This window comes from Fictibacillus sp. NRS-1165 (genome assembly GCF_050468105.1).
Classification (GTDB): Bacteria; Bacillota; Bacilli; order Bacillales; family Fictibacillaceae; genus Fictibacillus_C; species Fictibacillus_C terrinigri.
Map to the genome: position 1 here is coordinate 33,012 of NZ_JBDPNU010000015.1, position 26,805 is coordinate 59,816.

Annotated in this window: 25 protein-coding genes, 2 pseudogenes, 1 riboswitch and 1 other annotated feature; of the genes and pseudogenes, 8 read left to right on the forward strand and 19 right to left on the reverse strand. The window is 43.6% G+C overall.

The genetic code is table 11. The features are described 5' to 3' along the window. Positions 1-9 precede the first annotated feature (9 nt). The 3 genes from ABHN01_RS05530 to ABHN01_RS05540 all read right to left on the reverse strand — a co-directional run bounded on the left by ABHN01_RS05530 (position 10) and on the right by ABHN01_RS05540 (position 2,206). Complete coding sequence (locus ABHN01_RS05530; RefSeq protein WP_429874813.1) at positions 10-675, reverse strand: methionine ABC transporter permease; 666 nt, start codon at positions 673-675, stop codon at positions 10-12. Further along, entirely contained in the window at positions 665-1,678 is a 1,014-nt protein-coding gene (locus ABHN01_RS05535; protein ID WP_429874726.1) for a methionine ABC transporter ATP-binding protein, read from the reverse strand. Before ABHN01_RS05535 ends, ABHN01_RS05530 begins: the two co-directional genes overlap by 11 nt. A gap of 76 nt (positions 1,679-1,754) precedes the next feature. Continuing rightward, positions 1,755-1,859: riboswitch (SAM riboswitch) on the reverse strand. An 86-nt stretch (positions 1,860-1,945) separates the two neighbouring features. Then, complete coding sequence (locus tag ABHN01_RS05540) at positions 1,946-2,206, reverse strand: hypothetical protein (protein ID WP_429874727.1); 261 nt, start codon at positions 2,204-2,206, stop codon at positions 1,946-1,948. A gap of 107 nt (positions 2,207-2,313) precedes the next feature. Between ABHN01_RS05540 and ABHN01_RS05545 the strand changes: the two genes are divergently transcribed. Continuing rightward, positions 2,314-4,338 (forward strand): Na+/H+ antiporter, encoded by a 2,025-nt coding sequence (locus ABHN01_RS05545; RefSeq protein ID WP_429874728.1) that lies wholly within the window; start codon positions 2,314-2,316, stop codon positions 4,336-4,338. Between the two features lie 40 nt (positions 4,339-4,378). Here the strand turns inward: ABHN01_RS05545 and ABHN01_RS05550 are convergent, their stop codons facing one another. From ABHN01_RS05550 to ABHN01_RS05570, 5 genes are all read right to left on the reverse strand, one after another. Continuing rightward, on the reverse strand, positions 4,379-5,248 hold the full coding sequence (locus tag ABHN01_RS05550) for an AraC family transcriptional regulator (protein WP_429874729.1): 870 nt from the start codon (positions 5,246-5,248) through the stop codon (positions 4,379-4,381). Between the two features lie 98 nt (positions 5,249-5,346). Continuing rightward, positions 5,347-6,624, reverse strand: coding sequence for an MFS transporter (locus ABHN01_RS05555; protein ID WP_429874730.1), 1,278 nt, complete (start codon positions 6,622-6,624; stop codon positions 5,347-5,349). A 37-nt stretch (positions 6,625-6,661) separates the two neighbouring features. Beyond that, on the reverse strand, positions 6,662-7,114 hold the full coding sequence (locus ABHN01_RS05560) for an RpiB/LacA/LacB family sugar-phosphate isomerase (protein WP_290401074.1): 453 nt from the start codon (positions 7,112-7,114) through the stop codon (positions 6,662-6,664). Between the two features lie 127 nt (positions 7,115-7,241). Next, a complete protein-coding gene (locus tag ABHN01_RS05565; protein WP_429874731.1) occupies positions 7,242-8,249 on the reverse strand; it encodes a LacI family DNA-binding transcriptional regulator in 1,008 nt (335 codons plus the stop codon). A gap of 621 nt (positions 8,250-8,870) precedes the next feature. After that, the gene (locus tag ABHN01_RS05570; protein WP_429874732.1) at positions 8,871-9,746 is read right to left on the reverse strand and encodes an SDR family oxidoreductase; all 876 of its coding nucleotides are present in this window, start codon (positions 9,744-9,746) and stop codon (positions 8,871-8,873) included. A gap of 208 nt (positions 9,747-9,954) precedes the next feature. Between ABHN01_RS05570 and ABHN01_RS05575 the strand changes: the two genes are divergently transcribed. The 3 genes from ABHN01_RS05575 (at position 9,955) to brnQ (ending at position 12,908) form a co-directional block, all read left to right on the forward strand. Next, a complete protein-coding gene (locus ABHN01_RS05575; RefSeq protein ID WP_429874733.1) occupies positions 9,955-10,392 on the forward strand; it encodes an Rrf2 family transcriptional regulator in 438 nt (145 codons plus the stop codon). 161 nt (positions 10,393-10,553) lie between these two features. Then, a complete protein-coding gene (locus tag ABHN01_RS05580) occupies positions 10,554-11,174 on the forward strand; it encodes a hypothetical protein (protein ID WP_429874734.1) in 621 nt (206 codons plus the stop codon). 102 nt (positions 11,175-11,276) lie between these two features. Beyond that, positions 11,277-11,526 (forward strand) — a binding site (T-box leader). Between the two features lie 50 nt (positions 11,527-11,576). After that, on the forward strand, positions 11,577-12,908 hold the full coding sequence (gene brnQ, locus ABHN01_RS05585; RefSeq protein ID WP_429874735.1) for a branched-chain amino acid transport system II carrier protein: 1,332 nt from the start codon (positions 11,577-11,579) through the stop codon (positions 12,906-12,908). 119 nt (positions 12,909-13,027) lie between these two features. Here brnQ and ABHN01_RS05590 read toward each other — a convergent pair whose 3' ends face one another. From ABHN01_RS05590 to ABHN01_RS05615, 6 genes and pseudogenes are all read right to left on the reverse strand, one after another. Next, positions 13,028-14,131, reverse strand: coding sequence for a 5-methyltetrahydropteroyltriglutamate--homocysteine S-methyltransferase (locus ABHN01_RS05590; protein ID WP_429874736.1), 1,104 nt, complete (start codon positions 14,129-14,131; stop codon positions 13,028-13,030). A 404-nt stretch (positions 14,132-14,535) separates the two neighbouring features. Next, a complete protein-coding gene (locus ABHN01_RS05595; protein WP_429874737.1) occupies positions 14,536-15,669 on the reverse strand; it encodes an ATP-binding protein in 1,134 nt (377 codons plus the stop codon). 477 nt (positions 15,670-16,146) lie between these two features. Further along, positions 16,147-16,605: a hypothetical protein gene (locus tag ABHN01_RS05600; RefSeq protein WP_429874738.1), complete on the reverse strand. Its 459-nt coding sequence runs from the start codon at positions 16,603-16,605 to the stop codon at positions 16,147-16,149. Between the two features lie 79 nt (positions 16,606-16,684). Continuing rightward, positions 16,685-17,767, reverse strand: a complete 1,083-nt coding sequence (locus ABHN01_RS05605; protein WP_429874739.1) for a PQQ-dependent sugar dehydrogenase — start codon at positions 17,765-17,767, stop codon at positions 16,685-16,687. Between the two features lie 150 nt (positions 17,768-17,917). Further along, positions 17,918-18,285 (reverse strand): annotated as a pseudogene (locus ABHN01_RS05610) (VOC family protein). Between the two features lie 37 nt (positions 18,286-18,322). Further along, positions 18,323-18,707, reverse strand: a pseudogene (locus ABHN01_RS05615) (VOC family protein). A gap of 274 nt (positions 18,708-18,981) precedes the next feature. Between ABHN01_RS05615 and ABHN01_RS05620 the strand changes: the two are divergent. The 4 genes from ABHN01_RS05620 to ABHN01_RS05635 are packed head-to-tail and all read left to right on the forward strand — an operon-like array spanning position 18,982 to position 22,435. Further along, a complete protein-coding gene (locus tag ABHN01_RS05620) occupies positions 18,982-19,635 on the forward strand; it encodes a GntR family transcriptional regulator (protein WP_429874740.1) in 654 nt (217 codons plus the stop codon). After that, positions 19,635-20,336, forward strand: a complete 702-nt coding sequence (locus tag ABHN01_RS05625; protein ID WP_429874741.1) for a DUF2848 domain-containing protein — start codon at positions 19,635-19,637, stop codon at positions 20,334-20,336. The genes ABHN01_RS05620 and ABHN01_RS05625 overlap by 1 nt, the downstream gene beginning before the upstream one ends. Next, positions 20,333-21,115, forward strand: a complete 783-nt coding sequence (locus ABHN01_RS05630; RefSeq protein WP_429874742.1) for a carbon-nitrogen family hydrolase — start codon at positions 20,333-20,335, stop codon at positions 21,113-21,115. The genes ABHN01_RS05625 and ABHN01_RS05630 overlap by 4 nt, the downstream gene beginning before the upstream one ends. Before the next feature lie 15 nt (positions 21,116-21,130). Further along, a complete protein-coding gene (locus ABHN01_RS05635) occupies positions 21,131-22,435 on the forward strand; it encodes an MFS transporter (protein WP_429874743.1) in 1,305 nt (434 codons plus the stop codon). Between the two features lie 212 nt (positions 22,436-22,647). On the opposite strand, the gene ABHN01_RS05640 is transcribed toward ABHN01_RS05635, so the two are convergent. From ABHN01_RS05640 to ABHN01_RS05660, 5 genes are read right to left on the reverse strand one after another with little or no spacing between them, the layout of a single operon-like run. Beyond that, entirely contained in the window at positions 22,648-23,073 is a 426-nt protein-coding gene (locus ABHN01_RS05640) for an RbsD/FucU family protein (protein ID WP_429874744.1), read from the reverse strand. A gap of 45 nt (positions 23,074-23,118) precedes the next feature. Further along, positions 23,119-23,931 (reverse strand): SDR family NAD(P)-dependent oxidoreductase, encoded by an 813-nt coding sequence (locus ABHN01_RS05645; protein WP_429874814.1) that lies wholly within the window; start codon positions 23,929-23,931, stop codon positions 23,119-23,121. A 20-nt stretch (positions 23,932-23,951) separates the two neighbouring features. Further along, positions 23,952-24,800: an amidohydrolase family protein gene (locus ABHN01_RS05650; protein ID WP_429874745.1), complete on the reverse strand. Its 849-nt coding sequence runs from the start codon at positions 24,798-24,800 to the stop codon at positions 23,952-23,954. A gap of 47 nt (positions 24,801-24,847) precedes the next feature. Next, positions 24,848-25,768: a ribokinase gene (gene rbsK / locus ABHN01_RS05655; RefSeq protein ID WP_429874746.1), complete on the reverse strand. Its 921-nt coding sequence runs from the start codon at positions 25,766-25,768 to the stop codon at positions 24,848-24,850. A 12-nt stretch (positions 25,769-25,780) separates the two neighbouring features. After that, positions 25,781-26,803 carry an aldose 1-epimerase family protein gene (locus tag ABHN01_RS05660; protein WP_429874747.1) on the reverse strand — a complete coding sequence of 341 codons (1,023 nt, stop codon included), beginning with the start codon at positions 26,801-26,803 and terminating at the stop codon, positions 25,781-25,783. Positions 26,804-26,805 lie beyond the last annotated feature (2 nt).

Here is a 26,805-nt window from a genome sequence, read left to right on the forward strand (position 1 = left end):
CCTATTGTTTTATCTCTTGTCTACGAGTTTGGAGATCCTATCTCCGGCCAATTGAATGATTTGTACGAGTAGAATCAGAACGACTACGGTAGTGATCATCACAGTATTATCGTAGCGATAGTAACCAAACCGGATGGCCAGGTCCCCGATTCCTCCCCCTCCGACAATCCCTGCCATGGCCGAATAACCGACCAAAGAGATTGTCGTGATCGTCAATCCTTGAATGAGGCCAGGTTTGGCTTCTGGCAGAAGCACATCCTTAATGATCATCCATGAGGTTGCCCCGACTGCAACCGACGATTCGATCACTCCCTTATCGATTTCCCGGAGCGAGGTTTCAACCATCCTTGCAAAAAAGGGAATCGCGGCAACAGAGAGGGATACAGAAGCCGCAGTCGGCCCAATCGTTGTCCCTGTCAGCAAATCCGTTAACGGCAACAGCGCCACCAAAAGAATAATGTACGGAATGGAACGTATCAGGTTGACGATCCATCCTGTAATACTTTTCACAGCCGAGTTTTCAAGGAATAATCCTTTTTCCGTGACAAAAAGCAATACACCAAGCGGGAGCCCGATGATGATGGCCACGGCTAAAGAGATGCCTACCATATAAAGCGTTTGGAAGAACGCCTTGTTTAAATCCGGAAGAAGCTGCACCAGTGAATCAAGCGACATCATGCACCACCTCCAGACTCCTTGTTTTCTCCGTAATATATTCGATCGCTCTCTCTACTTCAGAACCTTCACCGGTAAGCTCCATAATGAAAATACCGAGCGGGATCTCCTGTATGTACTCAATCTTTCCATGCAGGATGTTCCCTTTGACCTTGTATTTCTGGAAGAGCTCAGACACTACCGATTCTTCTGCAATCTCGCCCTTGAACTGAATCCTGATGATCTTCCCTTTACGGTTTTGGATGAGCTGCTGAGGCAGTTCATACTGCAGGATACTGTTGATGAAATCTTTGGTCAATGGTTCCTGAGGATTGGAGAAGATGTCATAGACTCCGCCTTCCTCAATCACTTCACCGTTTTGCATGACGGCAACCTTGTGGCAGATCTCCTTCACCACTTCCATTTCATGCGTGATCAAAACGATGGTCAATCCCAGCTTTCGGTTAATGTCCTTTAGCAGGTTGAGGATGGATTTCGTTGTACTCGGATCGAGTGCTGACGTTGCCTCATCACATAATAGGACCTTCGGGTTATTGGCGAGCGCCCTGGCAATTCCGACCCTTTGTTTCTGCCCGCCGCTCAATTGAGCCGGATATTGGTCCTTCTTATCCGCAAGACCGACGAGATCCAATAGCTCCAATACTCTCTTCTCCGCCTCATCCTTCGATTTGCCTGCTGCTTTTAAGGCAAACGCAATATTTTCATAGACGGTTTTTGAACTGACGAGATGAAAGTGCTGAAAGATCATCCCAATCTTTAACCGCGCTTTTCTTAAGTCTTCTCCTTTTAGTGAAGGCAGATTGACCCCATCAATTTCTACCTCGCCGGATGTCGGCTTCTCCAAAAGGTTCAAACACCGTAACAGGGAGCTTTTGCCGGCGCCGCTGTATCCGATGATGCCATAGATCTCCCCCGCCTTGACGGATAAGGAAACATTGTTGACCCCTACGATCTCTTTTTTCTTTGATCGATACACCTTCACCAGATTTCTCACTTCTATCAAGTTACAACCCCCTCTTTCTTTCCAACCAAAAATGCCTCTTTCATCATGAAAGAGGCATTGGATTATACATTCAATCACCTTATCTTTCAGAATGACTTCATTCTGCAGGAAGTGGCACCTTTCCAAAATGGAGGTTGCCGGACGTCATAGGGCCTAATCCCTCAGTCTCTCTTGATAAGAACGGATATGTAATTATTATTAGAACATTTTTAATAATAAAGCGATTATCCTCCATTGTCAATGGCATTCATAGTGGAAAGGTTGGAATTAGGCCAGGATGGATGCAGAAATCCATTTTAAAAAGCTTTTTATTTTAATCATACTGATAACCGCTAAAATAATGGAAGCTGCGAAAAGAAGCATTAACATCCATTCGTACAAGTAGAACAGTGATTCCTTGTAGACAGCGAATAGATAACCAACAATGGAAAGAGGTATGATGGCAAATAATAAAAGGCGGCGTTTGTTCTTGCATATTTCAATTCTTCCAATTGACTTCCTCTCCAGCATCCAACCGTATTTTACCATCCAAAATGTTCAGATAAAAAGCCATGATTCCCGCAAAAAATAACAGGCAAAGATGTACAATGAAAAACACATTTGTGGTACAAACTGAATATGAAAGGAGGCAGATCATGGAGTTTTTTCTCGTTATTTTATTGCTGCTGTCCCTGATCGGGCTATCCAGCTTAATCAATCACCTTTTGCCATACATACCGGTGCCGCTCGTCCAGATTGCATTGGGCGTAACGCTCGCTTCCCTTCCCTTGGGGTTACAAATTCCTCTGGAGCCGGAATTATTTTTTATTCTCTTTATCGCGCCATTGCTCTTCCACGACGGAAGGCATGTTTCGAGGCAGGATTTATGGAAGCTCCGTAAACCCATCCTGTTGCTCGCCCTCGGTCTCGTGTTTCTCACAGTCTTGGTGATCGGAAGCTTGATCCATTGGCTCATACCAACGATCCCATGGCCTGCAGCCTTTGCCCTTGCAGCGATTCTATCCCCTACCGATGTGGTGGCTGTAAGCTCGATCTCGGCGCGGGTAAAGATTCCGAAGCCGATCATGCATGTTCTTGAAGGCGAAGGATTAATGAACGATGCCTCCGGGTTGGTCGCCTTTAAATTTGCCGTTGCCGCAACGGTGACCGGCGCTTTTTCATTGGCACAGGCCAGTGGAAGTTTTGTCGTGATTTCAATTGGAGGGTTCCTCGGCGGTGCGTTATTGGTTATCGTGATCATCCAGTTGAGGACGTTTATTCGGAGGCTCGGTATGGAGGATGTGACGATCCATATGCTCATCCAGCTCCTTACGCCCTTTTTTATCTTTTACATCATCGAACATTTCCATCTCTCGGGGATTCTATCGGTCGTTGCCGCCGGGATTATCCATGCCATCCATCAGGAGCGCAGCCGGATTCCCGCTGGAAAATTGCAAATTGTTTCCGAAAGCACCTGGACGGTTCTCATCTACATATTAAACGGACTGGTATTTGTGCTGCTCGGCTTGCAGATTCCAAGCGTGATCAATGAAATCCTTGAGGATCCCCTCTTCAATAACTGGCAGGTTACGGTGTACACTCTCATCATTTCCGTGGCGTTGATTCTTCTTCGCTTTTTGTGGATTTCGGCCACGTGGAGGGGATGGATGGAAAAAAAGAAGCCTCACATGCAGTCTCTGAGAGCGATATCCATCCTTACGATTTCCGGAGTACGAGGGGCGGTTACCCTTGCTGGTGCATTTACGATTCCCTTTGTCATTGCGGGAGGAGCTCCCTTTCCGGAGCGTTCATTGATCCTCTTTATCGCAGCCGGTGTGATCTTGTTTACATTGATCGCAGCCAGTGTTTTTCTGCCGGTTCTTTCACGAACGGAAAAAGGCGACCGTAATACGCTGAAAGAGGAAATGGAAAGGAAAGCAGCGCTCCGGACCATCGACGCAGCCATCCATTCGATCGAGGAATCCATAACCGATGAGAACCGGAGCGCGGCCATTTCCGTCATCAACAATTACAATACGGTACGCAATGAGGTAAGTGAAAAGAGTTCGGAGCAAATGAAACGGGAAGAAAACGAGGCACGGCTTACGGCACTCGAAGCGGAAGTCCGCTACTATGTGCATGTAAAAAGAGCCGGGGAGGTTGACCGGGAGACAGCGCATCTCATCGGGGAACATATCCAGAGAAGGCGGCTCGCCCGAACCAACCGGATGCAATACAGGAGATTGTTCCTTTGGACGCTTTTTAAACGCGGCTTGTTTGCCTTGCTAAAGCTTTTTATACCCAAACATAAGGAACGTAAAAAAACGCGTCGCGCAAGGACAAAAAAGCTGGTGAAGCTAAAAGTGAGCATGGCGAAAGCAGCCATTCACTATTTAAGGAACCATATCACTCCTGAAAATAAAAATAGTTATTTAGCGGTCATCGGGGAATACAATCGCCTCATCCGGCAGTTCAAGCTGGCGAAAAAAGGAGAGGAATCCAATCACTACACCCTGATGAAAAGAGATCTCCAGATCAAAGCCTTCCAGGCAGAGAGGGACGAAATTCAGCATCTTTACGAAGAGGGCGAAATCACCATCGACATCATCAGGGAATTGCGTAAACAGGTGAATATCAGGGAGGCGTATTGGATCGAGGAAACGACCGTTCAGCCGCATTAAAACAAACAGCATCGGCCTGCTTGGGCCGATGCTTGTCTTGTTATTTCTTTTTGACGGGAATCCAGATTTCACTTCTAAAGGTTTTGGACGAGGTGTCTTTATCCGCATTCCAGAGAATTTCCGGTCCTTCCACCTGTTCATACGACGATGACGGGAACCACTCGGAATAGATACGGCCCCAAATGTTCTGCAACGTATCAGGAAACGGGCCGGCTGATTCAAAAACAGCCCATGCAGACGGTTTTACATCAAGCTTCTCGAAGTGCTCCGGACACCCAGCTGTCGTGGCAGCCCCAATATAATGATCAAGCTCACTGTTCTCGGCTAGCCTCTCCGAAAAATTAGTGGATGCACTGATCAGCCCTTTTGGCTCGACATCCGATAAACCTTTTAACTCATCGATCATATCCGGGTTTAGACTCTGCCACATCGCAGCGATCTCAGGGTTCACCCCGCTAAAGACCAATGGCACTCTTTTTTTGATCCCGACGACATGAAACGCATCCTTCTCGACGATCCGATAATTCATCTCATTTCCTCCCTTAATGGATAACTGAAAGGACATACGCGGAAATGCTTTTAGAGAATGACCATTCTTCTTTGCTTCTGTCGGGGTAACGCCGTGCAGCTGCTGGAATGCCTTTGTAAAACCGTCGGCAGAACCGTATCCATACTTGACGGCTGCGTCAATGACCTTACAGTTACCGTTCATTAGTTCAAAAGCAGCCAGTGTCAATCTGCGGCGGCGAACATATTCCGATAACGGGATCCCTGCCAGAAACGAGAACATCCGTTTAAAATGATACTCAGAGCAGCAACCCCTTCTTGCGGCCTCGCGATAATCGAGCTCATCATCCAGGTTTTCCTCTATATACAGTAATGCATCATTCATGCTTTTAAGCGAATCCACTATCATTTCCCTCCTTTCATCCTCATCCTATCAAGAGACGAATCAACCCATCCGACAATCCGTGCACCGGTTTAACCGATTATTATTGTGAACTCCCCTTAGCTGCTGATGATGATCTTCTCCGCACCCACCGCTTTGTTCCTTTCTTTTAAAAATAATGCCAATATTCCTGATAAGGTTAACGAGGAAACGAGGAAGACAATTCCAAAGAGAAAACTGCCGGTTCCTGAAATGAGATATCCCACCATAAAAGGACCAATAAATCCTCCCAAATTCCCTATAGCGTTAATGGTGCCTATTCCAACGGATAACACTTCGTCTGCTAAATAGGCTGAAACCGCTGTCCAAAAAACTCCATAGCAATACATAAATCCTAGGCACAGACATAAAAACAAAATCGACAGGATAGGGTTGCTGCGGCCGAATAAAACAGAGATCAGTAAACACCCTGCTCCTGCCAATATCGGCACCGCTAACGTCCATTTATAATTCCCTGTTCGGTCTGCGCGTTTCGAGTTAATAACTGAGCCGATCATCGCAGCGATCCAAGGAAGAGCGGAGAGCAAACTGGTCACCATTAAACTTCCGGAGGATATGGAGTCTATTAATTTTGGAAGCCAGAGTCCAAAGCCATAAAAACCGACTTGAAGAAAGCAGAACACAAGCAGCAAAAGAATAACATTTCGATTGGTTAGAGCGTCTTTTATGCGCGGTGCAGCTTTTTTAATGACTTTTCTTTCCGCCGCCAACGTTGTTTCTAAGTATTCCCTCTCCTGTTTAGAGATCCACTTGGCCTGATTCGGTTCATCGTCAATCGTGAACCACCATACCAGTGCCCATAATAGAGGCGGAATCCCTTCTATTATAAACATCCACCGCCAATCCATATGAGTAAGGATGAAACCGGATAATGGGGCCACAATGATCGAAGCAAACGGAATACATAAATACCAGTAGGCATTGGCCCTGGCCCTTTCATTTAATGGGAACCATTTTGTTAACAGGATCATAGTAGCAGGCGACACTCCGCCCTCAGCTACCCCCAGCAATAATCGGACAATAAGAAGCTGCGTAAAATTTTGGACAAAGCCTGTTGCTATTGAAAAAACACTCCAGAAAAGCAAAGAAATCAAAATGAATTTCTTGGCACTCCATTTCTGTGCCAGCAAAGCGCCCGGTACTTGAAGAAACAAATAACCAAAAAAGAAAACTCCGGCTGCAAGGCCTGCATCCTTATCATCGATCCCCAAATCCTCTTGCATCCCAAACAAACCAAAACTAATATTGGTCCTGTCCATAAAAGCAATGGTATACATTAAAAAAGCAACTGGAATAATTCGTTTCCAACGATTAGAAGGTATTTCCAAAGCAGGCATGTCACTTCCTCCTTTAATAGGGTGTTTATAACCTCACTTAACGGCGTGAATAGTTCTCCATTTGTTTAAGCTTTTCAACCCTTCTTCTGCAATCTTCATCTGTACTGAACTCAGCGTTCAGGAAACTGGCGACTAAATCACCAGCAAGCCAAGGGCCAACAATTTGCGCTCCTATACACATGACATTGACATCATCGTGTTCCACACATTGATGGGCAGAATGTACATCATGACATACAGCTGCACGGATACCGGGAATTTTATTAGCTGCAATACAAGCGCCCACTCCTGTGCCACAAACTAAAACAGCCTTTTCCGCTTCTCCAGAAAGGATTTTATCGCACACTTCCCGAGTGATATCCGGAAAATCTATTGGTGTTTCATCAAAACAGCCACAATCAATAACCTCATAATCCATGTTTTTGATAACGTTTACAATTTTACTCTTCAAAGGATAACCCGCATGATCCCCGCCTACTACAATTATCATATTTCTTTTTCCACCTTTTCTGGTTAATCGTTTAACTGAACATGACAAAAAAATCCTTACACAGGAGAAAAATAAGTTAATCGTTTAACTTCTATGCAGAAATCACCTCCTTTGCCTTATTTATTTATCAACATCCACAAGATTCTCTAACTATCAGTGACGGATCCAGGTAGATTTCTCTTGGTTTAAATGGATCCTTTCTTTTAATTCTTTCGCAGATTAAATTAGCAGCTTGAACCCCCTGGTCATACGCCGGCTGTTTAACGGCTGTTAAAGAAGGATTGGAAACTGCAGCCCAGTCAGGGTCATCATAACCAATGATGGCCAGATCTTCTGGTACACGAATACCTGACTCTTTTATGGCATGGTAAGCCCCTAGTGTCATAAAGTTATTGCTTATTAATAAGGCATCAGTCTTAAAGTCTTGCTTGATCAGCTCTTTTGTTAACCTATTACCGCTCTCTGCCTTGAAATCTCCCTCTTTTATCAGTCTTTCATCAATAGGGAGATGATGTTTGTCCAGCGCCTGCTTATATCCAATTAAACGGTCACGTCCCGTACTTATACTTTGAGGACCTGTAATCATTCCTATCCTTTTATAGCCATGCTGTATTAAATGTTCAGTGGCTGTATATGCTCCTTTAATATTATTGGTTGCAACAATATCAGATAGTAGAGGATCCGGATACCGGTTCAAAAAAACAACGGGAACGTCCAAATTTCCAAGCTCTTCTAAATAACCATCAGCGTTTCCAGAAGAAGATACGATTAATCCATCCACTCTCTTCCCTAGTAAAACCTTCAAGTATTTTTTTTCCTTTTCAACATCCGAATCGGTATTACAGAGCAGGACGTTATAGCCAAGCTCGGTTAAATTATCCTCAATGCCTCTCACCACATGAGAAAAAAAGGGATTGGAGATATCGGAAATCATTAATCCGATCAGGTTCGACTCCTGAACCCGCAAACTCTTTGCAACGGTATTGGGGACATAGTTCAGAGCGTTCATCGCCGAGTATACATTTTTCTTTACGGAATCGCTTACATATTTGGTTTCATTAATAACATTGGAAACAGTGGCAGTGGATACGTTTGCTAATTGTGCCACCTCTTTTAGCGTTGCGTTTCTTTTCACGTTACTCCACCTTTTGAGTTAATCGATTAACCGAACTCTCTGAATTATTTGAATTCTATCAAATAAATGGGAATACTGTCAATGTTTTTTTACTAGAGTAAAATGCAATGGAGTTGGGCGCCTATTTGAAAAAGAAATAAGCACACTTTTAAGCTTTGCCCTCACGATCTACCATAATTTTACATAGTATATTCAGAGATTAAGAGATTTTCTCTTCCTCTCAAATCGTTTACAAGGGGGTGGAATTGAATGTCATCTTCTCGTAAAAAGTATTATTCACATGATGAGAGTGCACAAGAATCTTCAAGTTCTTCACATCACAAGAGAAAAAAGGAATCTTCAAGCTCTTCAAGCTCTTCAAGTTCTTCGAGTTCTTCAAGTTCTTCAAGTTCTTCGCATAAAAAAAGAAAAAAACGATCCTGTGATCATTGCTGGGAAAAAATTGATCATAGTAATTGGCTTAAAAAACTTGGACCTGCCCCAAGGCTATAACCTAAGTAAAACAGCTTAATTTTAAGCTGTCTAAGCTGGGCATAGAGAAGCCCATGTCCAGCTTTAACTTAAAAAAACAGAACAAACCCCTTTTCAAAGAAAATTGAAAGGGGGTTTGTTTTTTTGCGCTTAATTCTTATTTGCAGACAGTTCATTAACCATTTGACTCAAAGCCTCGTTTACTGGTGTAGCCGGGCGGCCAAGCAATTTTTCAAAACCCTTGCTCTCGACCTCCAATTCACCGTCCCGAATGCCTTTTTGGATGTCGACAAGCATAGGAATAATAAAATCCGGTACGCCGGCACCCTTCATCATGTCAGCATACGAAGCATCATCGACTTGCTGAACAGGTACTTCTTTACCCAATACATTCCCAACAGCAGATGCCAATTCTTCTTGCGTCATAAGCTTACCGGAAAGTTCGTAAACGGTATTCTCGTGTCCGTTCCCAGCCAATACAGCAGCTGCTGCCTCCGCATAATCCTGCTGCATCGCCCAGCCTGCTCTGCCGGATCCCGCAGATGTCACCCAAGGCGCTCCTGCGATCACACCTTGTATGCTCCCCATTTCATTTTCCAGATACCAGTTATTGCGCAGGAAGGAGTATGGAATGCCGGTTTTCAAAATCGCCTCTTCCGCTGCTTGGTGAGGCGGAGCAAGGAACAGCTTACTTTCACGTGCGTTTGCTAAACTCGTATAGGCAATAAATTTAACTTGAGCACGCGCTGCCGCAGCAACCGCATCAGTGTGCTGTCTGATTCTTGTTTCATTGTCCCCATCGGCAGATATGATCAAAAGACGGTCAATACCCGCAAAAGCAGAATCCAATGATCCCGGCTGGTCAAAATCTCCGTGTCGAACCTCTACTCCACGAGCCCGCAGGCCCTCCGCTTTCTCCGGATTACGAACACTTACAGCCAACTGATCGGCTGGTACAGTCTTCAACAATGTCTCTACAATCCTGGCGCCCAATTTCCCTGTAGCCCCTGTAACTAACATTTTCATTTGATAATCCCCCCATTTATAATTTTTGGTTAAACCTTTTATTCGCTATTTGTAATCAACTCTGTTACCTGTAATCACTTTAATTACATTTAAGTTTTTTGTCAATAGATATATCCTTGCACTTGGAGTATACTAGTGCTTGTAACCAATATAATTACATTTAAAAATATTACTGTTTTAGAAAATGGCAAGGAAGGTGATGAAAAAGATGTCCATCAGCAGCCGTTTTGCTGTAGGCGTTCATATATTGACTCTCATCGAGTTTAATAAAGACGGGGTAAGCTCATCTGAGTATTTGGCGGAAAGTGTAAACACAAACCCTGCCCTCATCAGAAAAATTACAGGAATGCTGAAGAAAGCCGGGTTAGTAGAAGTACACCCTGGCATCGCAGGGGCCAGGGTAGCCAGGAAATTATCCGAAATTACACTGCTGGACGTATATAAGGCGGTCGATGTCGTACAGGAAAATGAATTGTTCAGTGTTCACGGGAATCCGAATCCTAAATGTCCTGTAGGAAGAAACATTCAAGATACGATCATTCCTGTACTGTCCACCGCTCAACTCGCCTTGGAAAAAGTGCTGGGAAATGTAACGATTGAAGATATTGTTAAAGGTATCGTTGAAAAAGAGAATATCTCATCATAAATTGAAAAAGACATTCCTGATATCAGGGATGTCTTTTTGCGCAGGTAACATGTTAAACGACCGTTTAAATGAATGGAGGAAATTGATATATTTACTGACTTCTAAGTAATTTATGCGTTGAATATAAATATTAAGATACTACCTAAGTTAAAGGAGGATTAATGGAAAAGGCAAAAACAAAAATAACTCTCTCAGATTTTGTGGATTTCAGCATTAAAAATGGACTTTCGCGATTAACCAAAATAGAAGAGATAAAGGCCAGGGAAGAATATCATCCTGGAAAAGATTATTGGAAAAAGTTCAGAGATGGAATTGTAAATTTTCATAAAAATAAACATTCGGAGGATTATCTAAACCACATAGTGAATGAAATCACGGCGGCTAGAAAAAAGAATTACGAGAATGCAATAAATACCTACAAGAATTTAATAGAAAAAAAAGACATTCAATGGTTTAATCCTAAAAAAGATGATTGGCACTTCAGCAATTCAAGTATTAGAGTTAATCCCGAATTAGGCTTAGTCATTTCAAATGAACCCCATGTGATAAAACTTTACTTTAAGGAAGACAAGAGTAAGCCTGAAACAATATTAGATAAAAGAAAGTTAAGTACCATATTTTTTCTAATGGAAGACACTTTATCCTATGATGAGAATTATAAATATTCCATATATAACGTCAAAACAGGAAAACTGATTACTAAAAACAAGTCTCCTGTTGGTATAAAAAAAATACTTGAATCCGATATCCTATCTCTTGAGCATTTATTGCATAATGATTAACCATTTCAATAGAGCTTAAAGCGCAGCAGCAATAATTGGAATTACTCAAACTGTCAAAATATATTGACTTATCGATTTACCTCTGCTAAATTATTTTTATACTTAAAATCGATGAAGAGAAGAGTAAGATGGGATCCCTGTCCTACAGAGAATCGGCGCTTGGTGAAAGCCGATGTTCAGGCCTTGTCCGAAAATCATCTCTGAGATGCAAAGCTGATGAATGGTAAGCTTTTGCCGGGTTGTCCGCCGTTACAATGGAACACGTATGATGGTACGTTGACTGAGAGCCGTAAGCTTACTTTTTGGAGCTGCGGAATTAGGGTGGTAACGCGAGCACAAACTCGTCCCTGCATACAGGGGCGGGTTTTTTTATGTTTCAAAAACAATAAAGGAGAGATTACTTTGAGAAGACTGGACACCTTATTTATTGGATTAATGCTATTTTCTATGTTTTTTGGGGCAGGAAACCTGATTTTCCCTCCATTCCTGGGAGCACAATCAGGAACATCGTACTGGCTCGCCATGGCAGGCTTTATCATTACCGGGGTAGGTCTTCCCTTCGCCGTGCTATACGCTGTTTCCCTTGTAAAAGGCGGCGCACAGACGATCGGAAACCGTGTGCATCCGGTATTCAGTACCGTCTTTATGGTGGTCGTCTATTTATCCATCGGACCATTCCTGGCGATTCCCAGAAATGCCAATGTTGCTTATGAGATGGGAGTTAAACCATTTCTCGGACAATCTTTGAACTCATCCTTGGTTTTATTCTTATTCACCGTGTTATTCTTTGCCCTGGTTTATGTCGTCAGCTTAAACCCGTCCAAAATGGAAAAATACATGGGCCGTTGGATTACCCCTGCTTTGCTGTTAGCGATGGTAGTGCTATGCGTGGCTGGTTTTGTTAAACTCGATGCACCGTTCCAATCACCATCAGCGGCATATCAATCCGGGGCCTTTTCCAAAGGCTTCCTTGAAGGGTATAACACCATGGATGCCCTTGCTTCACTGGCATTTGGAATCGTTATTCTTACATCTATCCAGCAAAGAGGCATCCGTGACAGAAAGCAATTGACGAACTATACATTGAAAGCCGGCCTCATTGCGGGAGTATTGCTCTCCTTGATTTATGTCAGCCTCGGGTTGATGGGGGCAAGAATGGCAGCCAGCGGGTCGTTTGAAAATGGTACCGACATTCTTTCAGCAGCTTCCACCCTTTTATTGGGACAGAGCGGTAAAACCTTGCTTGGATTGATCTTTACGTTAGCGTGCTTCACGACAGTCGTTGGTTTAACCTCAGCCTGTGGCCAATATTTTTCCAATCTGATGCCAAAAGCAAGCTACAAGTCAGTGGTGTTAGCCGTCACTCTGGCAGGCTTCACCCTTTCAAACCTGGGGTTAAACCAAATCCTAAAGGTTTCAGTGCCGTTCCTTGTCACAGCTTACCCGTTAACCATCGTGCTGATCACACTCACGTTCTTTCATCGTTTCTTTAAACATGCGAAAACAGTGTACGGATGCGCCCTCTTATTTACCGGTGTATTTACCGTCATCGGCGGGTTAAACGCCTTTGGACTGAAGCTCGGTCCGGTTCAAACGATGAGTGATATCCTGCCGCTATCTTCTGTCGGATTGGGCTGGGTCGTACCCGCACTCGCCGGTACCGCTGCAGGACTGGCCATTAGCCGATTCCGGAGCCATACGCCAGCGGTTGAGAAGGAATTGAAGGTTTCATAGTTCTATACAAGATAAGAAGCAGATCCACAATGGATCTGCTTCTTATTTTGTCGTATTTTCCGATTTCGTCAATCGATAAAGTCCACAGAAAGAACACTGCCCTTTTTTCGACTTTTGAGTTATTTCCATACCTCATCAGCAATCGAAATGACATGTTTTATCTTGGCCCATTGCTGTTCTTCAGTCAGTAGATTCCCTTCTTCTGTGGAGGAAAACCCGCACTGTGGGCTTAGGCAGATTTGACCAAGCGGCACATACTTCGATGCTTCCCGAATCCGTTCTTTTATCGTTTCAGGATGTTCCAAATCACCAAATTTTGATGTAATCAGCCCAAGAACAATTTGCAGGTCATCGCGGTTGACGTGCTGAATCGGTTCAAAACCGCCGGAGCGCTCATCATCAAATTCCAAAAATAATCCGTCTACTTTCAACTTGCCAAAGATAAATTCAGATGCATTATCATATCCCCCGCTTGCTGTATAGCTGGATTTAAAGTTCCCGCGGCAGATGTGCATCGTAATCACCATATCCTCAGGCTTATGAGCGATGGATTCATTGATGGCACTCGTGAAACGTTCCAGCAGCTCTTCTGGCGAGTATCCCTTTGCGGCGATCTGTTCTTGTCCCTGATCTGAGAAAAAGACGGCCCATGCCGTATCATCCAGCTGCAAATAACGGCATCCAGCATCATAAAATGCCTGGATCGCTTTTTGGTACACTTTTATTACATCATCAAAGAAATCATCCTGATTGGAATAAGCGGTCTCTTCAATCCGGCCTCTAAAAAAAAGCATGTTTGGACTTGGAATCGTAAATTTGGCCACATGATCCCCTGCAGCACGATGCAAGAATTTATAGTCTTCAATCATTGGGTGATCATGAAAGTCCAGTTTTCCCACTACTTTTACGCCGTGAGCTTTCGTTTGTACACCATTAAACTGAATTCCTGCTTCTGTTTCATAGAGCTCCACGCCAACAAGTTCTGATAGAAAATCAAAATGCCACCAAGCCCGTCTGAACTCCCCATCTGTAACGGCTGTCAAACCCACTTCTTTTTGTTTTTCAACAAGGCGAATGATCTCTTCATCTTCAATTTCACGAAGCTGCTGGCTGGTTATCTTTCCATTTTGTTTGAGGACACGAGCTTCTTTAATCCGCTCCGGACGTAAGAAACTTCCGACATGATCTGCTTTATACGGTCCTTTAGTTAATGTTTTTGTCAATTGGTACAGCTCCTTAAAAATTTTATCCCTATTATATACACAAGATTCTGATAAAGGCTATGTAAAATAGTTAAAAAATTTAAATACTGAACCAATTAAATGAAAACTGGAACGGGAGATCGTGTACCTTTTTTTTCCGAATCATAATGGGAGTTTTTGTGCATTACCATTTCATTCACACAATGTTTTGTCCCATAACAAGATATGCAGGTTCAGCTGTCATTTTAATTGGAATTGTTCTGAAGGAGTTTAAACAACAAAAAAAAAGGCACAAAATGACCTTCGTTGAACAAGAAAAGCCGCCTATAGAACGGGCAGCTTAATCCCCGTTATTTAAACAAATTCACTTTTGTTGCTGCCTTTAAAGACGGGGTGGCAACATTCCTGTTACCTTAATTCCCTCATCATAATGTTCTCTGTTTTTTATACGTTTTAGATGGCAGATTTATCGTAAAGGATGTTCCTTTTTTTAACTCGCTCTTGATCCTAATTTGTCCGCCCATTTGCTTCACGATTTGATGGCATACGGTTAAACCAAGGCCTGTTCCTTTTTCCTTTGTTGAGTAATACGGGCTGCCTAGTTTTTTCATTTGGTCTTCGGTCATCCCTACACCGTTATCTTTAATTTGAATGGATACGAAGCCATCGGAATTTTTTGCAGCCGAAATCCTGATTTCCCCTTCGCTTTTAATCGCTTCAATCGCATTTTTGATGATGTTGATTAACACTTGCTGAATTTCCAGCTTAAGTCCCTCGATTTCGAGAGATGATTCCACTTGCTGTGTAATATGAATGCTGTTTAGAATGGCGTACGAATGCATCACGTCAATCGATTGTTGAATGACGGAAGTTAAATCAATGGTTTCATATTGATCGGTTTGCGGCTTTGCGAGAGCTAAATATTGATTAATGATTTCCTGTGCCCGGTCTAATTCCTCAATCGAGATGCTTATGTACAATTGCTGTTCCTTCGTTAAATTTTCTTTTTGCATCAACTGCATAAATCCCCGGACAGATGTCATCGGATTGCGGATTTCGTGTGCAACCGAAGCGGCCAGCTGGCTGACGACATTCATTTTTTCCGTTCGGATCAGCTCTTGTTTCATTTCAATTTGCTCATTCATATTTTCAATTAAATATACGATTGCAATCAGGGTCGCCAATACAATAAGAGAAGAGCTTAATTCAAAAAAGGTCTGCCGGTGGTCTCCTTTTGACAGAAGAAAGGCCCCTCTTGTGATCGGAATCATCATATAAAACAAGCTGATCAATATGACTTTACCTTTTATTCGATAACGGTGAAACATGCTGGTTACAGGGAGTAACAATAGACAAAACACTGTATAATTGCCAAATAGGACCAACAGCCTCTGGTCTGTAAAGAAACCGGTTACAAGCAGTGCCAGGAAGGCTGCAAATCCTGCCCTTTTGCCTCCGTATAAAAAGGACAGGATGATAGCGACTGCTTTAAAGTCATACTTATAGATCTCGGAATAAAGGACAGGCTGGCTCATTGTAAAAACTAATATAATCAGCATGGTCAGAAAGAATTCGAACGAATTTTTTTCCGTTTCTCTTCTCTTTCTTTAAAAAAGACTTGATAGATAAGGATTGTAAAAAGAATGAAGACCACGTGCAAGCACATGCTTTGGATTGAATCCCACATACCGTTCCCTACTTCCTGGATTGACATACCTTATTGGATTTTTTCTACAAAATTCAGGAATCTCCTTGTCCACACAACTAAAATTGCAGGTATTTATATCGATAATTTCGGTTTCGCCTTTAAGAAAACCTGGCTGACACCAAGGACAGCTATGGGTTTATTCTGCAAGATTCAGCTTAAAAACACAAGCGTCCCTATACTCCTATGGAAGGCACAAACAAGGCAGTTTACCGCTGAACAAATGTAGAATACAGGGATCTTCAGGGACGGTCTTATAATGAAACCACACACAAAAAAAGAGTAAGCGGTAAGCTCTACTCCATAGCAATTTATATTAAACATATTCTGTTTATTGACTTTGATATTGATCTTGCGTTTCAAATCCCATTTGTGTTAAAAGCTGTTTAGCTGAGGTTAAACTTTGTTCTGCTTGCTGCTGCCATCTGATGATGATTTCTATAGTGGATCTAAACGGATTAGGGGCATTGTCTCTCATGATACGTAACCCTTTCATTACTTCCTGATCTTGTCTTAGTGCATTATTTACACATGAAGTCAGAGTTTGAATAATCGACGCATGAGTTTCACCATTACGTAAACGCAGTGCACTTCCTGCTGCTGTCACTCGATGATAAGAAGCTGGAACAAGATGATTATGCATTTCTGCATTTCCTTTTATATTTGCGGCTGCCGGGATGTGAAATAGTTGTGTGCTCATTGAACAAACCATTTCTTCGGCATGTAAGGTTTGATTTAAAAGCTGCAAAACAGCGGTCCAATCCTGTCTATATAAATAATGATTCAACACTTTCACCCACTTTTGAAAATTCTTTATATCCTATGTGGCATAAAAGTTTTTGCTAAAAAAATTCGAAAGGCGGGTGTGTTCAATTCTCTAAAGGAAGTTTGATTAATTTATCATCGCCTTCTCGCGGATTGCCTCTCCCGTCACGATTATTCGTAATCGAGTATATGGAACGATCTTCAATCAGCACATCCCGCATTCTCCCTGCGTTTTTAAAAAAAGTTTCTACGGTTTGGTCAGTCAAATCAACCACGAGAATACTTTCACCACGTAAATTGGCAACATACATTTTATTGTTTTTAATCGCAATACCTGATGGGGCCCACGTGTCATCCCCTGATTGAAATAAAGGAGAGACCATATTCGGAGCTTGCTGACTGCCCTCAATGACCGGCCATCCATAGTTCTTTCCGGGTTCAATCAAGTTAATTTCATCATGAGCCGTTTGGCCATGCTCAGAGCTATACAGTTTTCCGTTATGATCCCAGGCTAACCCTTGTGGATTTCGGTGCCCATAGGAATACACATAAGAATTTTGAAATGGGTTATCGTTCGGCACAGTACCATCTAACCCCATTCGCAAAATTTTCCCTGCCAGACTTTTCGTGTTTTGAGCATTTTCTGGATTCCCTGCATCACCTGCAGCAGCATACAACCTTCCATCGGGTCCAATTTTAATTCGTCCGCCATTGTGTATGGTTCCTCCCGGGATCCTCTCCAGGATGATCCTTCTTTCCGTCCATTTGTTGCCGTTAAGTTTAAGAACGATGATGCGGTTAAAAACAGTACCATCCTGTTTGTAGGTATGGTAGGCAAACGCCTCTTGAGAAGTATCAAAGTCAGGAGCAAGGATAAAACCTAATAATCCCCCCTCGCCTTCATGCAGGACATTCTTCGCAGCTTCTACATTCTGAACCGTTTTCGATCCGTTCTCCCCATTAACTCGAATGATATAGCCTGGCCGTTGACTCATATAAAAGGTATGATCATGTTTGTTAATATTCCATGGGATTTCTAAATCTGTTGAGATTACCTCAGCTTGTCTTGCCGCCACTTCTTTTGCATCTTTATCGTTCTTTTCGGATGTGTTTTTATTTGCCGGTGAACATCCAAAAATAAAGACGATCGAAATTAGTGTGAAGATCAGCCGTTTCAATACGAACACCCCCATTTTGCTGTTTTACTATAAATATAGTTTAGCCATATATTTAATAGAATTAACAACGGTTTTTTTGGAACAACGACAAAAAGGAGCTCAACCCAATGAACTCCTTCAATACCAATTCCATCTGAACAGCATCTTCTATATGTTTATTTATTGTGGCTGTTTACTTTTTTCCAGGACGGCAAAGTAATTTTCTTCATTATCTGCAAAGTTAAATACTCTGCCCGAAGGAATAGTTACAATTTCTCCAACGGTAATATTTTATTTGATAGTTCATCATGTAATTTATCGAGATTTTCTGTGAAAAACATTAAAGAAGGAGTACCAAGATTTAACCCAGGTGACATTTTAGCAACGAATTCCTTATTTTGCAGAATGATGCTTGTTTCTGTTCCCTTTGTCGGCGCCATTTCAATCCATCTCATTCCTTGACAGTGATCTTCATCAGAAATTACGGTAAATTCTAGTTGTTCTCTCCAAAATTCCACTGCCTCATCTTGGTCATTTACGTATAACATGATTTGACCGACCTTATTAATCTAATGATCATAGATTCTATTTTGCGTTCTCATCGGGTTGATGAATTCCGAAGATATTCCCTTCCGTATCCATATAGTAACCTTGCCACGCCATTCCTGGCAGGGCATATTTCGGCATGGCTACCTTGCCGCCATTCTCCAACAGTAGAATCGTAATTTTCCACTCCCATGGTACAGGCAAATCCATTTAAAGGTTGGTTTGGCTCCGGCGGAGCACTTTGCCGCTGCATCAAAGCACCGTTGATCCCTGGTTCATTCGCATTGCCCGTCACTGCTCCAAAGTAAGGCATTCCTGCATATTCACTCCAATCTTCGAATGACCATCCGAATACCTCTCCATAAAACTTCTTTGCACGTTCCATGTCATCTGCATGAACTTCAAAATGAACTAATCTTCCCATGATACCCTCCTATTTTTTTTAATATGACTGCGCTTTCACCACTTACCTATTAATTAGTATAACGGACATGGAAATAAATTTAATTAGCAGAATCTTATTCTATGAAATCACCCAAATATTTGCATGTAAGGTTTACTATAGAAAATAAACAAAGAAGCAGGAAGCAGCATGGAACTGCTTCTTGTTTTATTTACGGCAAAAACAACAATGCCCTTGAGATTATCTGAATAATCTGTATTATATATTATATATTATATATCTGAGGTGCTAAGTGATGAAAAGTCGATCGTTCCATGCTAACCCATTAAAAGTGCAAGCTTACAACATTCTGAAAGAAGCGATTATCAACGGGCTTTTCAAAAAAAACGAGGTGATTACAGAAAAAAGAGCTTTAGAAGAGTTCAATATTAGCAGAACCCCTTTTAGAGAAGCCGTTCAATCCCTTGAAACAGAAGGATGGCTCGTATCCATCCCTTATAAGGGGACATTTGTCAGCCCTGTTACAAAAAAAGATATTGAGGATGTTTTTGAGCTTAGAATGCTTGTGGAACTACATATTGTAAAAAAAATCTGCTCTTCTATCAGCGACAAGAGTTTAGAAGAGTTAGAGAACATTATTTTTTTAATGGAACGAGAAATGAGTCAGGGCAATGAAGATCAATTCATTATCCTCGACCGGGAGTTTCATAAAACGTTATATGACCTTGCAGAAAACAAAAGGCTGATTAGTATTTCGGAACAAATATCCGATCTGTTCCGCAGAATTGGAGTCCAGGTTATTCACCGTCAAAACCGTTGTGAAGAAGTAATTGACGAACATAAAAAAATAGTTGAGGGGTTAAAAAACGGTGATGCGGTGGATGCTATGAGGATTCACCTTGAGAAAACAAAATCAGCACTGGAAGAAATAAACGAGGAGGATGAGTGATGAGATTTTCTGTAGATAACTCTGAGGATGTAACCATCAAGATAAAGCAAAGTGTATGCATTGGGTATTCCGGCAGAAACCAGGAATCGGTTCAGCATCATATTGACGAGCTGGCAAATGAAGGAATTCCCGCTCCCCCAGAAATCCCTATGGTCTACCCTGTCAGTAATCTTCTTGTAACCCAGGAAGATCAGATTCAGCTTTTAGGTGAAAAAACTTCCGGAGAAGTCGAATTCGTTCTGGTCATTACACCACAAGGTAATTATGTGACCGTAGGATCAGATCATACGGACCGCTTACTTGAAGCGATAAGCATTCCATACGCCAAACAAGTATGTCCAAAACCAATTGGTAAAACCGTATGGCCTCTGGAAGAACTGCTTCCTCATTGGGATGAACTGAAGCTGAAATGTGAAATTTTCACGGAAAATGAATGGGAGATCTATCAGGATGGCAGCATCTCTTCTGTCCTCCCTGTTACTGACATCTTAAAGTTTGCTTCAGAAAGAGACCGTATCGACCAGGAAGGGACAATCCTTTTCTGCGGAACCGTACCCATCAAAGGCGGAAAATTTAAATATGCGGATGCCTACCGGATGACGTTAACTGATCCTGTCTTGAAAAGAGAGATCGAACTGGAATATAAAGTTGTACCTGTTGAGAACTCAGATTGTCTATTACCAAAGGAGGCAGTGAAATGAAAGTAGCGGTATGCCAGTTAAATGTGCTGCAGGGGGATCGCGAAAGCAACTTGTTGAATGCCGAGCAAAAGATTGATGAAGCCGTTTCTAACGGAGCAGAGATTGTTGTCCTGCCGGAGATGTGGTTAAGCGGTTATGATTTTAAGCATTTAAGCAAACACAGTGAACCCATTGATGGAGAAACAAGCCTCTTTTTATCAAGAAAAGCAAAACAGCACCAAATTTGGCTGATTGGCGGTTCATTCACAGCCGATCGGGGAGACGGTGTTTACAACACAAGCCTGAGCTACAACCCATCAGGAGAGCTCATTAATACATACAGCAAGATGCATTTAATTGGCCTTATGAAGGAAGACCAGTATTTAAAAGGCGGTCTTGATTCTCCCTTGTTTGATTTGGGTAACCATCGGGCCAGTACAGTGATTTGTTATGATATTCGTTTCCCTGAGCTCATGCGCCATTACGCGGTTGAAAATGCATCGGTTCTTTTCGTTCCGGCGCAATGGCCGATCCAGCGTGAAGAACACTGGAGAATACTCCTTCGTGCAAGAGCGATTGAAAACCAATTCTTTGTGATTGGAGCCAATGTAGCCGGCCGAAACGAAAATGATGTTTTCAATGGACATTCTATGATCATCAGCCCATTGGGAGAGATCATTGCGGAAGCAGGTTCAGAACCAACCATTCTCTATGCCACAATTGACCTTGACTCCGTTTCCTCCGTCCGTGAGAGGATGCCGGTGCTGAAGGATAGAAGACCGGAATTGTATAAAATTTGAGGAGGTCACTGAAAAATGGAGCAACCCATAAGCAAACAAGAAATGGAATTCAGCGGTAATACAAAACCCCGTTCACGAGTACGCTGGTGGCTCGCTTTATTATTCTTTGTTATTGGTTTGATCGCCTATATGGACCGTTCCAACATCGCGGTCATTGCGAAGCCTATGATGGACGATTTAAATATGACAAAGGTACAGTTTGGGCTGCTTGCTTCCTTTTTTTCATTAGGCTATGCTTTATCACAAATTCCAGCGGGAATGCTGGCTGAACGCTTCGGAGCCAGAAAAATTGTGTTTTTTGCCTTAGTCTGGTGGTCCATCTTTACTGGGTTGACGGCCATTGTAAAATCACACGGTCTATTAGCCGCTGTTCGTTTTCTTTTTGGTGTTGGAGAAGGACCAATGTATCCGGGAAATGCCGTGTTTAATACGTATTGGTTTCCCAAACAGGAAAAAGGACGTGCTTCCAGTGCATTATTGGCTGGTTCCTACTTCGGACCGGTTATTGCGCCGGTTCTGACCGTAGCTATCTTTCAACAATGGGGATGGGAGGCTGTTTTTTATATTTTTGGCTTTCTAGGAGTAGTCGTGGCCTTTTTATGGTACTGGCTCGGGAGAAATAAACCAGAAGATCATCCCTTTATCAGTAAAGAAGAAACTCAATACATTCTTGAAAATCGAACGGTACAAGAAGAGAAGAAAGAGATTGCTCCTTGGAGAGCCTTTTTAAAGAATGGCCGTTTTTGGGCACTCGGTTTACAATACTTTGTGGTCCTTTATATAGTTACCTTCTTTTTAGTATGGCTTCCTACTTACCTCCAAGAAGCGAGAGACTTTTCTTTGGCCAGTATGGGCTTCGCAGCAAGCCTTCCTTGGCTCTGTATCTTTGTAACCGTTATGACGGGCGGTGCCATATCTGATTATCTTGTAAAAATCGGCAAGTCGAAGCTCATCGCCCGCGGTGCTTTAGCCATAGGGGGACTGATTGTCTTTTCGATATCCATGTACCTGGCTGCCTATGCGACTACCCCTTGGATGAATGTCCTCTGGTTAACCATCTCCCTTGGTTCCCTTGGGTTTCCGGTAGTGACTTCATGGGCTGCAGCTGTTGACCTCGGGAATGAATTCTCCGGTTCCGTTTCAGGCTGGATGAACCTCTGGGGCAACATCGGCGCATTTTTATCCCCTCTACTCTGTGGATGGCTTGCCCAGACGGTCGGCTGGGAAAATACACTCATCATTTCGATCATGCCGATCCTTGCTGCTGTTGTTTTGTGGTTTGCTGTTAAGCCGGATCGTCCGTTAACGGAACCGAAATAATTTCCTTTATTACTAAAAAACCCTGCCACGCAGCCTTTTGTTTGCTGCTGACAGGGTTTTTCTGCTTATTAAACGATCGTTTAATACTATGCTTCTACTCCCTCACAGCGTTTTGGTGACCATCAACACCTCGGAACCGAGCTTATGAAAATATCTTCTAGCCCGCATTTATTAAAGCAGTAAAGTGTGCCTTCGCATCAGTGTTTCATTAACTATAAAACACCTTTTTTTAAAATGATATTCGCATACGGTACTTGTTCACTTGTCGCCAGAATGGCATAGGCAGCCTTGCTGCGCTCATAGAATGCATGCCGTTCCAGCGTTTCAAATGGAACGGGAGAACCTGTCATTTTTCCTAAGATTTCCTCGTATTCCTTCCAGATCGCCGGCGGATTGTTATCACCTTCCACTGGATTCATTAGTACGATTGGAGCTGTCACATATGTATCGAGCGGAAACAATTCCAGGATGGCACGCAGGAAATCACTTACGCCGTGGCCATACCCGGGAATGAATCGGCGAGCATGACTGGCTGCCGGAAAATTCCCGTCGGCAAGAACCATTTCATCGCCATGGCCCATCTCCATCAGAATTTTGATCAGTTCCGGAGAAATGATGGGAGGAATGCCCTTAAGCATGTCTCTTGTCCTTTCTGCGTGCTTTCACAATATTAGCAGAGATCCTCATCGTATGGCTGCCTCATGATCCATGTGGTCTTCCGGCTGTGCCGCTTTCACCGTTAATCCGCCATCTACCATCAACAGGTGCCCGTTGACCTGCATTGCTTCATCTGAAGCGAGGAAGACGGCCGCATCTCCGATTTGCTTCTCTGTTCCCAATCGTTTCATGGGATTCGCTTCGATTTCTTTTTCCAGGATCTCTGGATCTGCCAGATAATCCTCACACATGTCTGTTGCAATGGTGCTCGGACCGACAGCATTGACGTTAATATTGTATTTGCCCAGTTCAATGGCCAGCGCTCTTGTTAAGTGCGCGGCTGCGGCCTTTGAAGAGATATAATGAGGAACGACCGGGCTCGTCACAACAGTACTTGCTGTAGAGGTGATGTTGATAATTTTTCCGTACTTCTTCTGGATCATGTTCTTCGCCACTCTTTGTGAGGTTAAAAAAATCGATTTCACATTGGTCTGATACGTTTTATCCCAGGTTTCTTCTGAAAGGCTTAAAAAAGGTTCAAACGGGTTGATCCCCGCATTGTTTACCAGAATTTCAACCGATCCCAATTCCTTTTCCACTTCATCGATCATCTGGTCGACCTCTTGCTTGATCCCGACGTTTCCCTTCACAACCATCGCCTTGATTTGAAATTGCTCCTCCACTTGCTGTCTTAGTGCATTGGCTTTTTCAAAGGAACCCGGCGAAGTATAGTTGATCGCTACATTGGCACCTTCCTCAGCCAGCCGTCTCACGATCGCTTCCCCGATCCCGCGGCTTCCTCCTGTAACAAGCGCTGTTCGATTGGCAAGTCTGTTCATCATGATTCCCCTTTCCTTTTTTATAAGACCGATTTTCGTTCCTTTAGGTTGTAAAACTGCCTGGCATTTTCAGAGAAAATTTGGTCCATTTCCGCCGGACTTACAGTGCTCTGCAGGTTCTCCCTTATGATCTCTATTGTGTCCTGGTAGCTGCCTGCTGCTAAACAGACGGGCCAGTCACTGCCAAAGAGCAGACGTGATGTCCCGAAGGTCTCAACAATATGGCCGATATAAGGTTCAAAGTCTTTTGTTTTCCACGTGTATGGTTCCGCTTCTGTCATGAAGCCCGATACTTTGCACCACACATTTGGATATTCAGATAAGGATTTCATATCTTGCTTCCAGCCATCCAGCTCTCCACCTGATATATTCGGTTTCGCCATGTGATCCACAACCGCCTTTAATTCAGGGAGCGCTTTCAAAAGAGTTAAGATAGACGGAATGTGTTTTTGGTTAATCAATAGATCCAAAGGAAGATGATGTTGATGAAGGCAGTTCACATTCTCTGTGACCTGGTCTTGTAAAATCCAATCCGGTTCCTCAATATCCTGCAGCATCGGCCTCAGACCAACAATTCCGGGGTGCTCCAAAAGTGACGCTAGCTGCGCAGGAAACGATGGAGACGATAGATCGAGCCAGCCAACGACTCCGCAGATCCAGTCATAGCGGTCATACAAAGATAAAAGAAACAAAGTCTCTTCATATGCAGGTGCCGCCTGAACAACAACCGTCCCCGAAATCTGATACTGCTTCAGCAATGGCGTTAAGTCTTCCGGCATGTAATCCTGATAGAGCACCCCCATGTCTTCTGACAGCCAGCCATAATCGTTCCGTTGAAGCTTCCAAAAGTGCTGATGACTATCAATCAAAAGAGCCGCTCCTTTCCTGTTATTTTTAGGTTAGGGTGTTTTAACGATTAAACGCTTGCTTTTAAAAACTGTTCCACTTCTTCCCTGCCCGGATACGATGTCTGTGTCCCGCGCTTTGTTACACTCAATGCCGCAAATGCGGTCGCTTTTTTCATCGCATCCATCACATCTCCGCTTTGCACATAATAATGAGAGAAACAGCCGATGAACGCGTCCCCGGCACCTGTCGTGTCGATGGCATTCACTTTGTGTGAAGCGACGGTTTGTACATCATCTCTCGTTACCCACATCACTCCTCGGCTTCGCATCGTGACGATGACATTCTTCAATCCGCGTTCGATCAGCGTCATTGCCGCTGCCCGAATCTGTTCGTCCGTTTCCACTGGCATGTCCGTCAGAATCTCCAGCTCGCTTTCGTTCGGAATGAAGAAGTCGCTCTTGCACACGTACTCAAAATCCAGTTCCTTGGACGCTGGAGCAGGGTTCAAGATGACCGGAATGCCATGCTCGTTTCCGAATTCAATCGCACGGTAAACGGCAGGCAACGGAACCTCCAGCTGCAGGACGATGAGTGAGCACTGCTTCAGTTTTTCGGCCGCTGCGTCCACATCCTCCGGCGAAAGATGCTGGTTCGCTCCCTTAATGATGAGGATGCGGTTCTTGGACTCTGGATCCACGAAGATCGGCGCGACCCCGCTCGAGGTGCCAGGCACCTTGACGGTAAATTCCGTATCAATGCCGTACTTTTTCAGGTTGCTGATGGTGTTGTCGGCAAACAGGTCATCCCCGACTTTTGTGACCATCATGATTTTTGAGCCGAGTTTCGCCGCGGCTACCGCCTGGTTCGCTCCCTTTCCGCCACAGCCGATTTCAAAGTCCGGCGCTTCAAGCGTCTCCCCTTCTTTTGGCATCTTATCAATGTACGAAATGAGATCCACCATGTTGGATCCGATCACTGCAATATCCATATCTCTTCCTCCTTATTTCTTACCGGTCACAACGGTAAATGAACGCTCTTCTCCCGCACCGAGCGTGATCAATGTTCCAGCATTTTCCGCTGCTTTAAATCCTTCCGGACGGCATGTCGCAGGCAGTACGAACGCTCCTACCTGCTGGTCGCTGTTATGAAGCAGCCAGCGGGTCGCATGGTTCAGCTCTGCCGTTGAAAACCTTGTGAAAAAAGACGTTCCGTCCGGTGCCGTCATCTCAAACTCGGCTTCTTCACCATAAGCATTTAAGTGATCGGCAAAAAAGACGATCTCCGGGTCATACATCTTTGGCTTGTCCAGCACATCCAGCGTTTCTTCTCCGTTCAAAAGCTTCTTATTGTATGCCAGCCATTGTTCGGTCGGCTTCACATGTGCTGGTATGGATTCCCGAAGCACAAAAGCATCATCCGGAATGTTCTGCTTCATCTCTGCTTCTTCCACATACGCATAATTTGTGTGGCACATATACTGAAGCGGCATGCCGGATCCTGACAGGTTCTTCACCTTCATATTCATCTCAATAAATGAGTTTTCCTTCACCATGGTAACACTCGGTGATGCCAAATAGTGATGTCCAAAGCCCTTCACATATTCGGTCTCTCCACAAACCTTGATTCCCTCTTCGCTGATCTCAAGCCATGCCCGGTCCATCTCGGCACACGCCATCTCGCCATGCAGCTCGTGGTCATCGTCCGGACCTGGACAGCCATTCGCGATCAACCCGGAGTGAAAGGCAAAACAGCCGTATGTATCGACGATTTCAATCGCCCTTTTCGGCTGGGAGAACATGTTCTTCATCTTCAGGTCAGTCCCGTCAAACTCAAGATCCCAGATGATCTGCCCCATATACGGCAAAACGACCATCCGTCCCCGAGAATTGATGAGCTCAATCGCCTCCACCCCTGACGGATAGCGGAACAGACTCGCTGTAAATTCCTCATCTCTGTAGATTACTTTTTTATATTCTTTAAAAAAGTCACGCTGCAATTCAACGATTCCTGTCATGTCTAGCATCC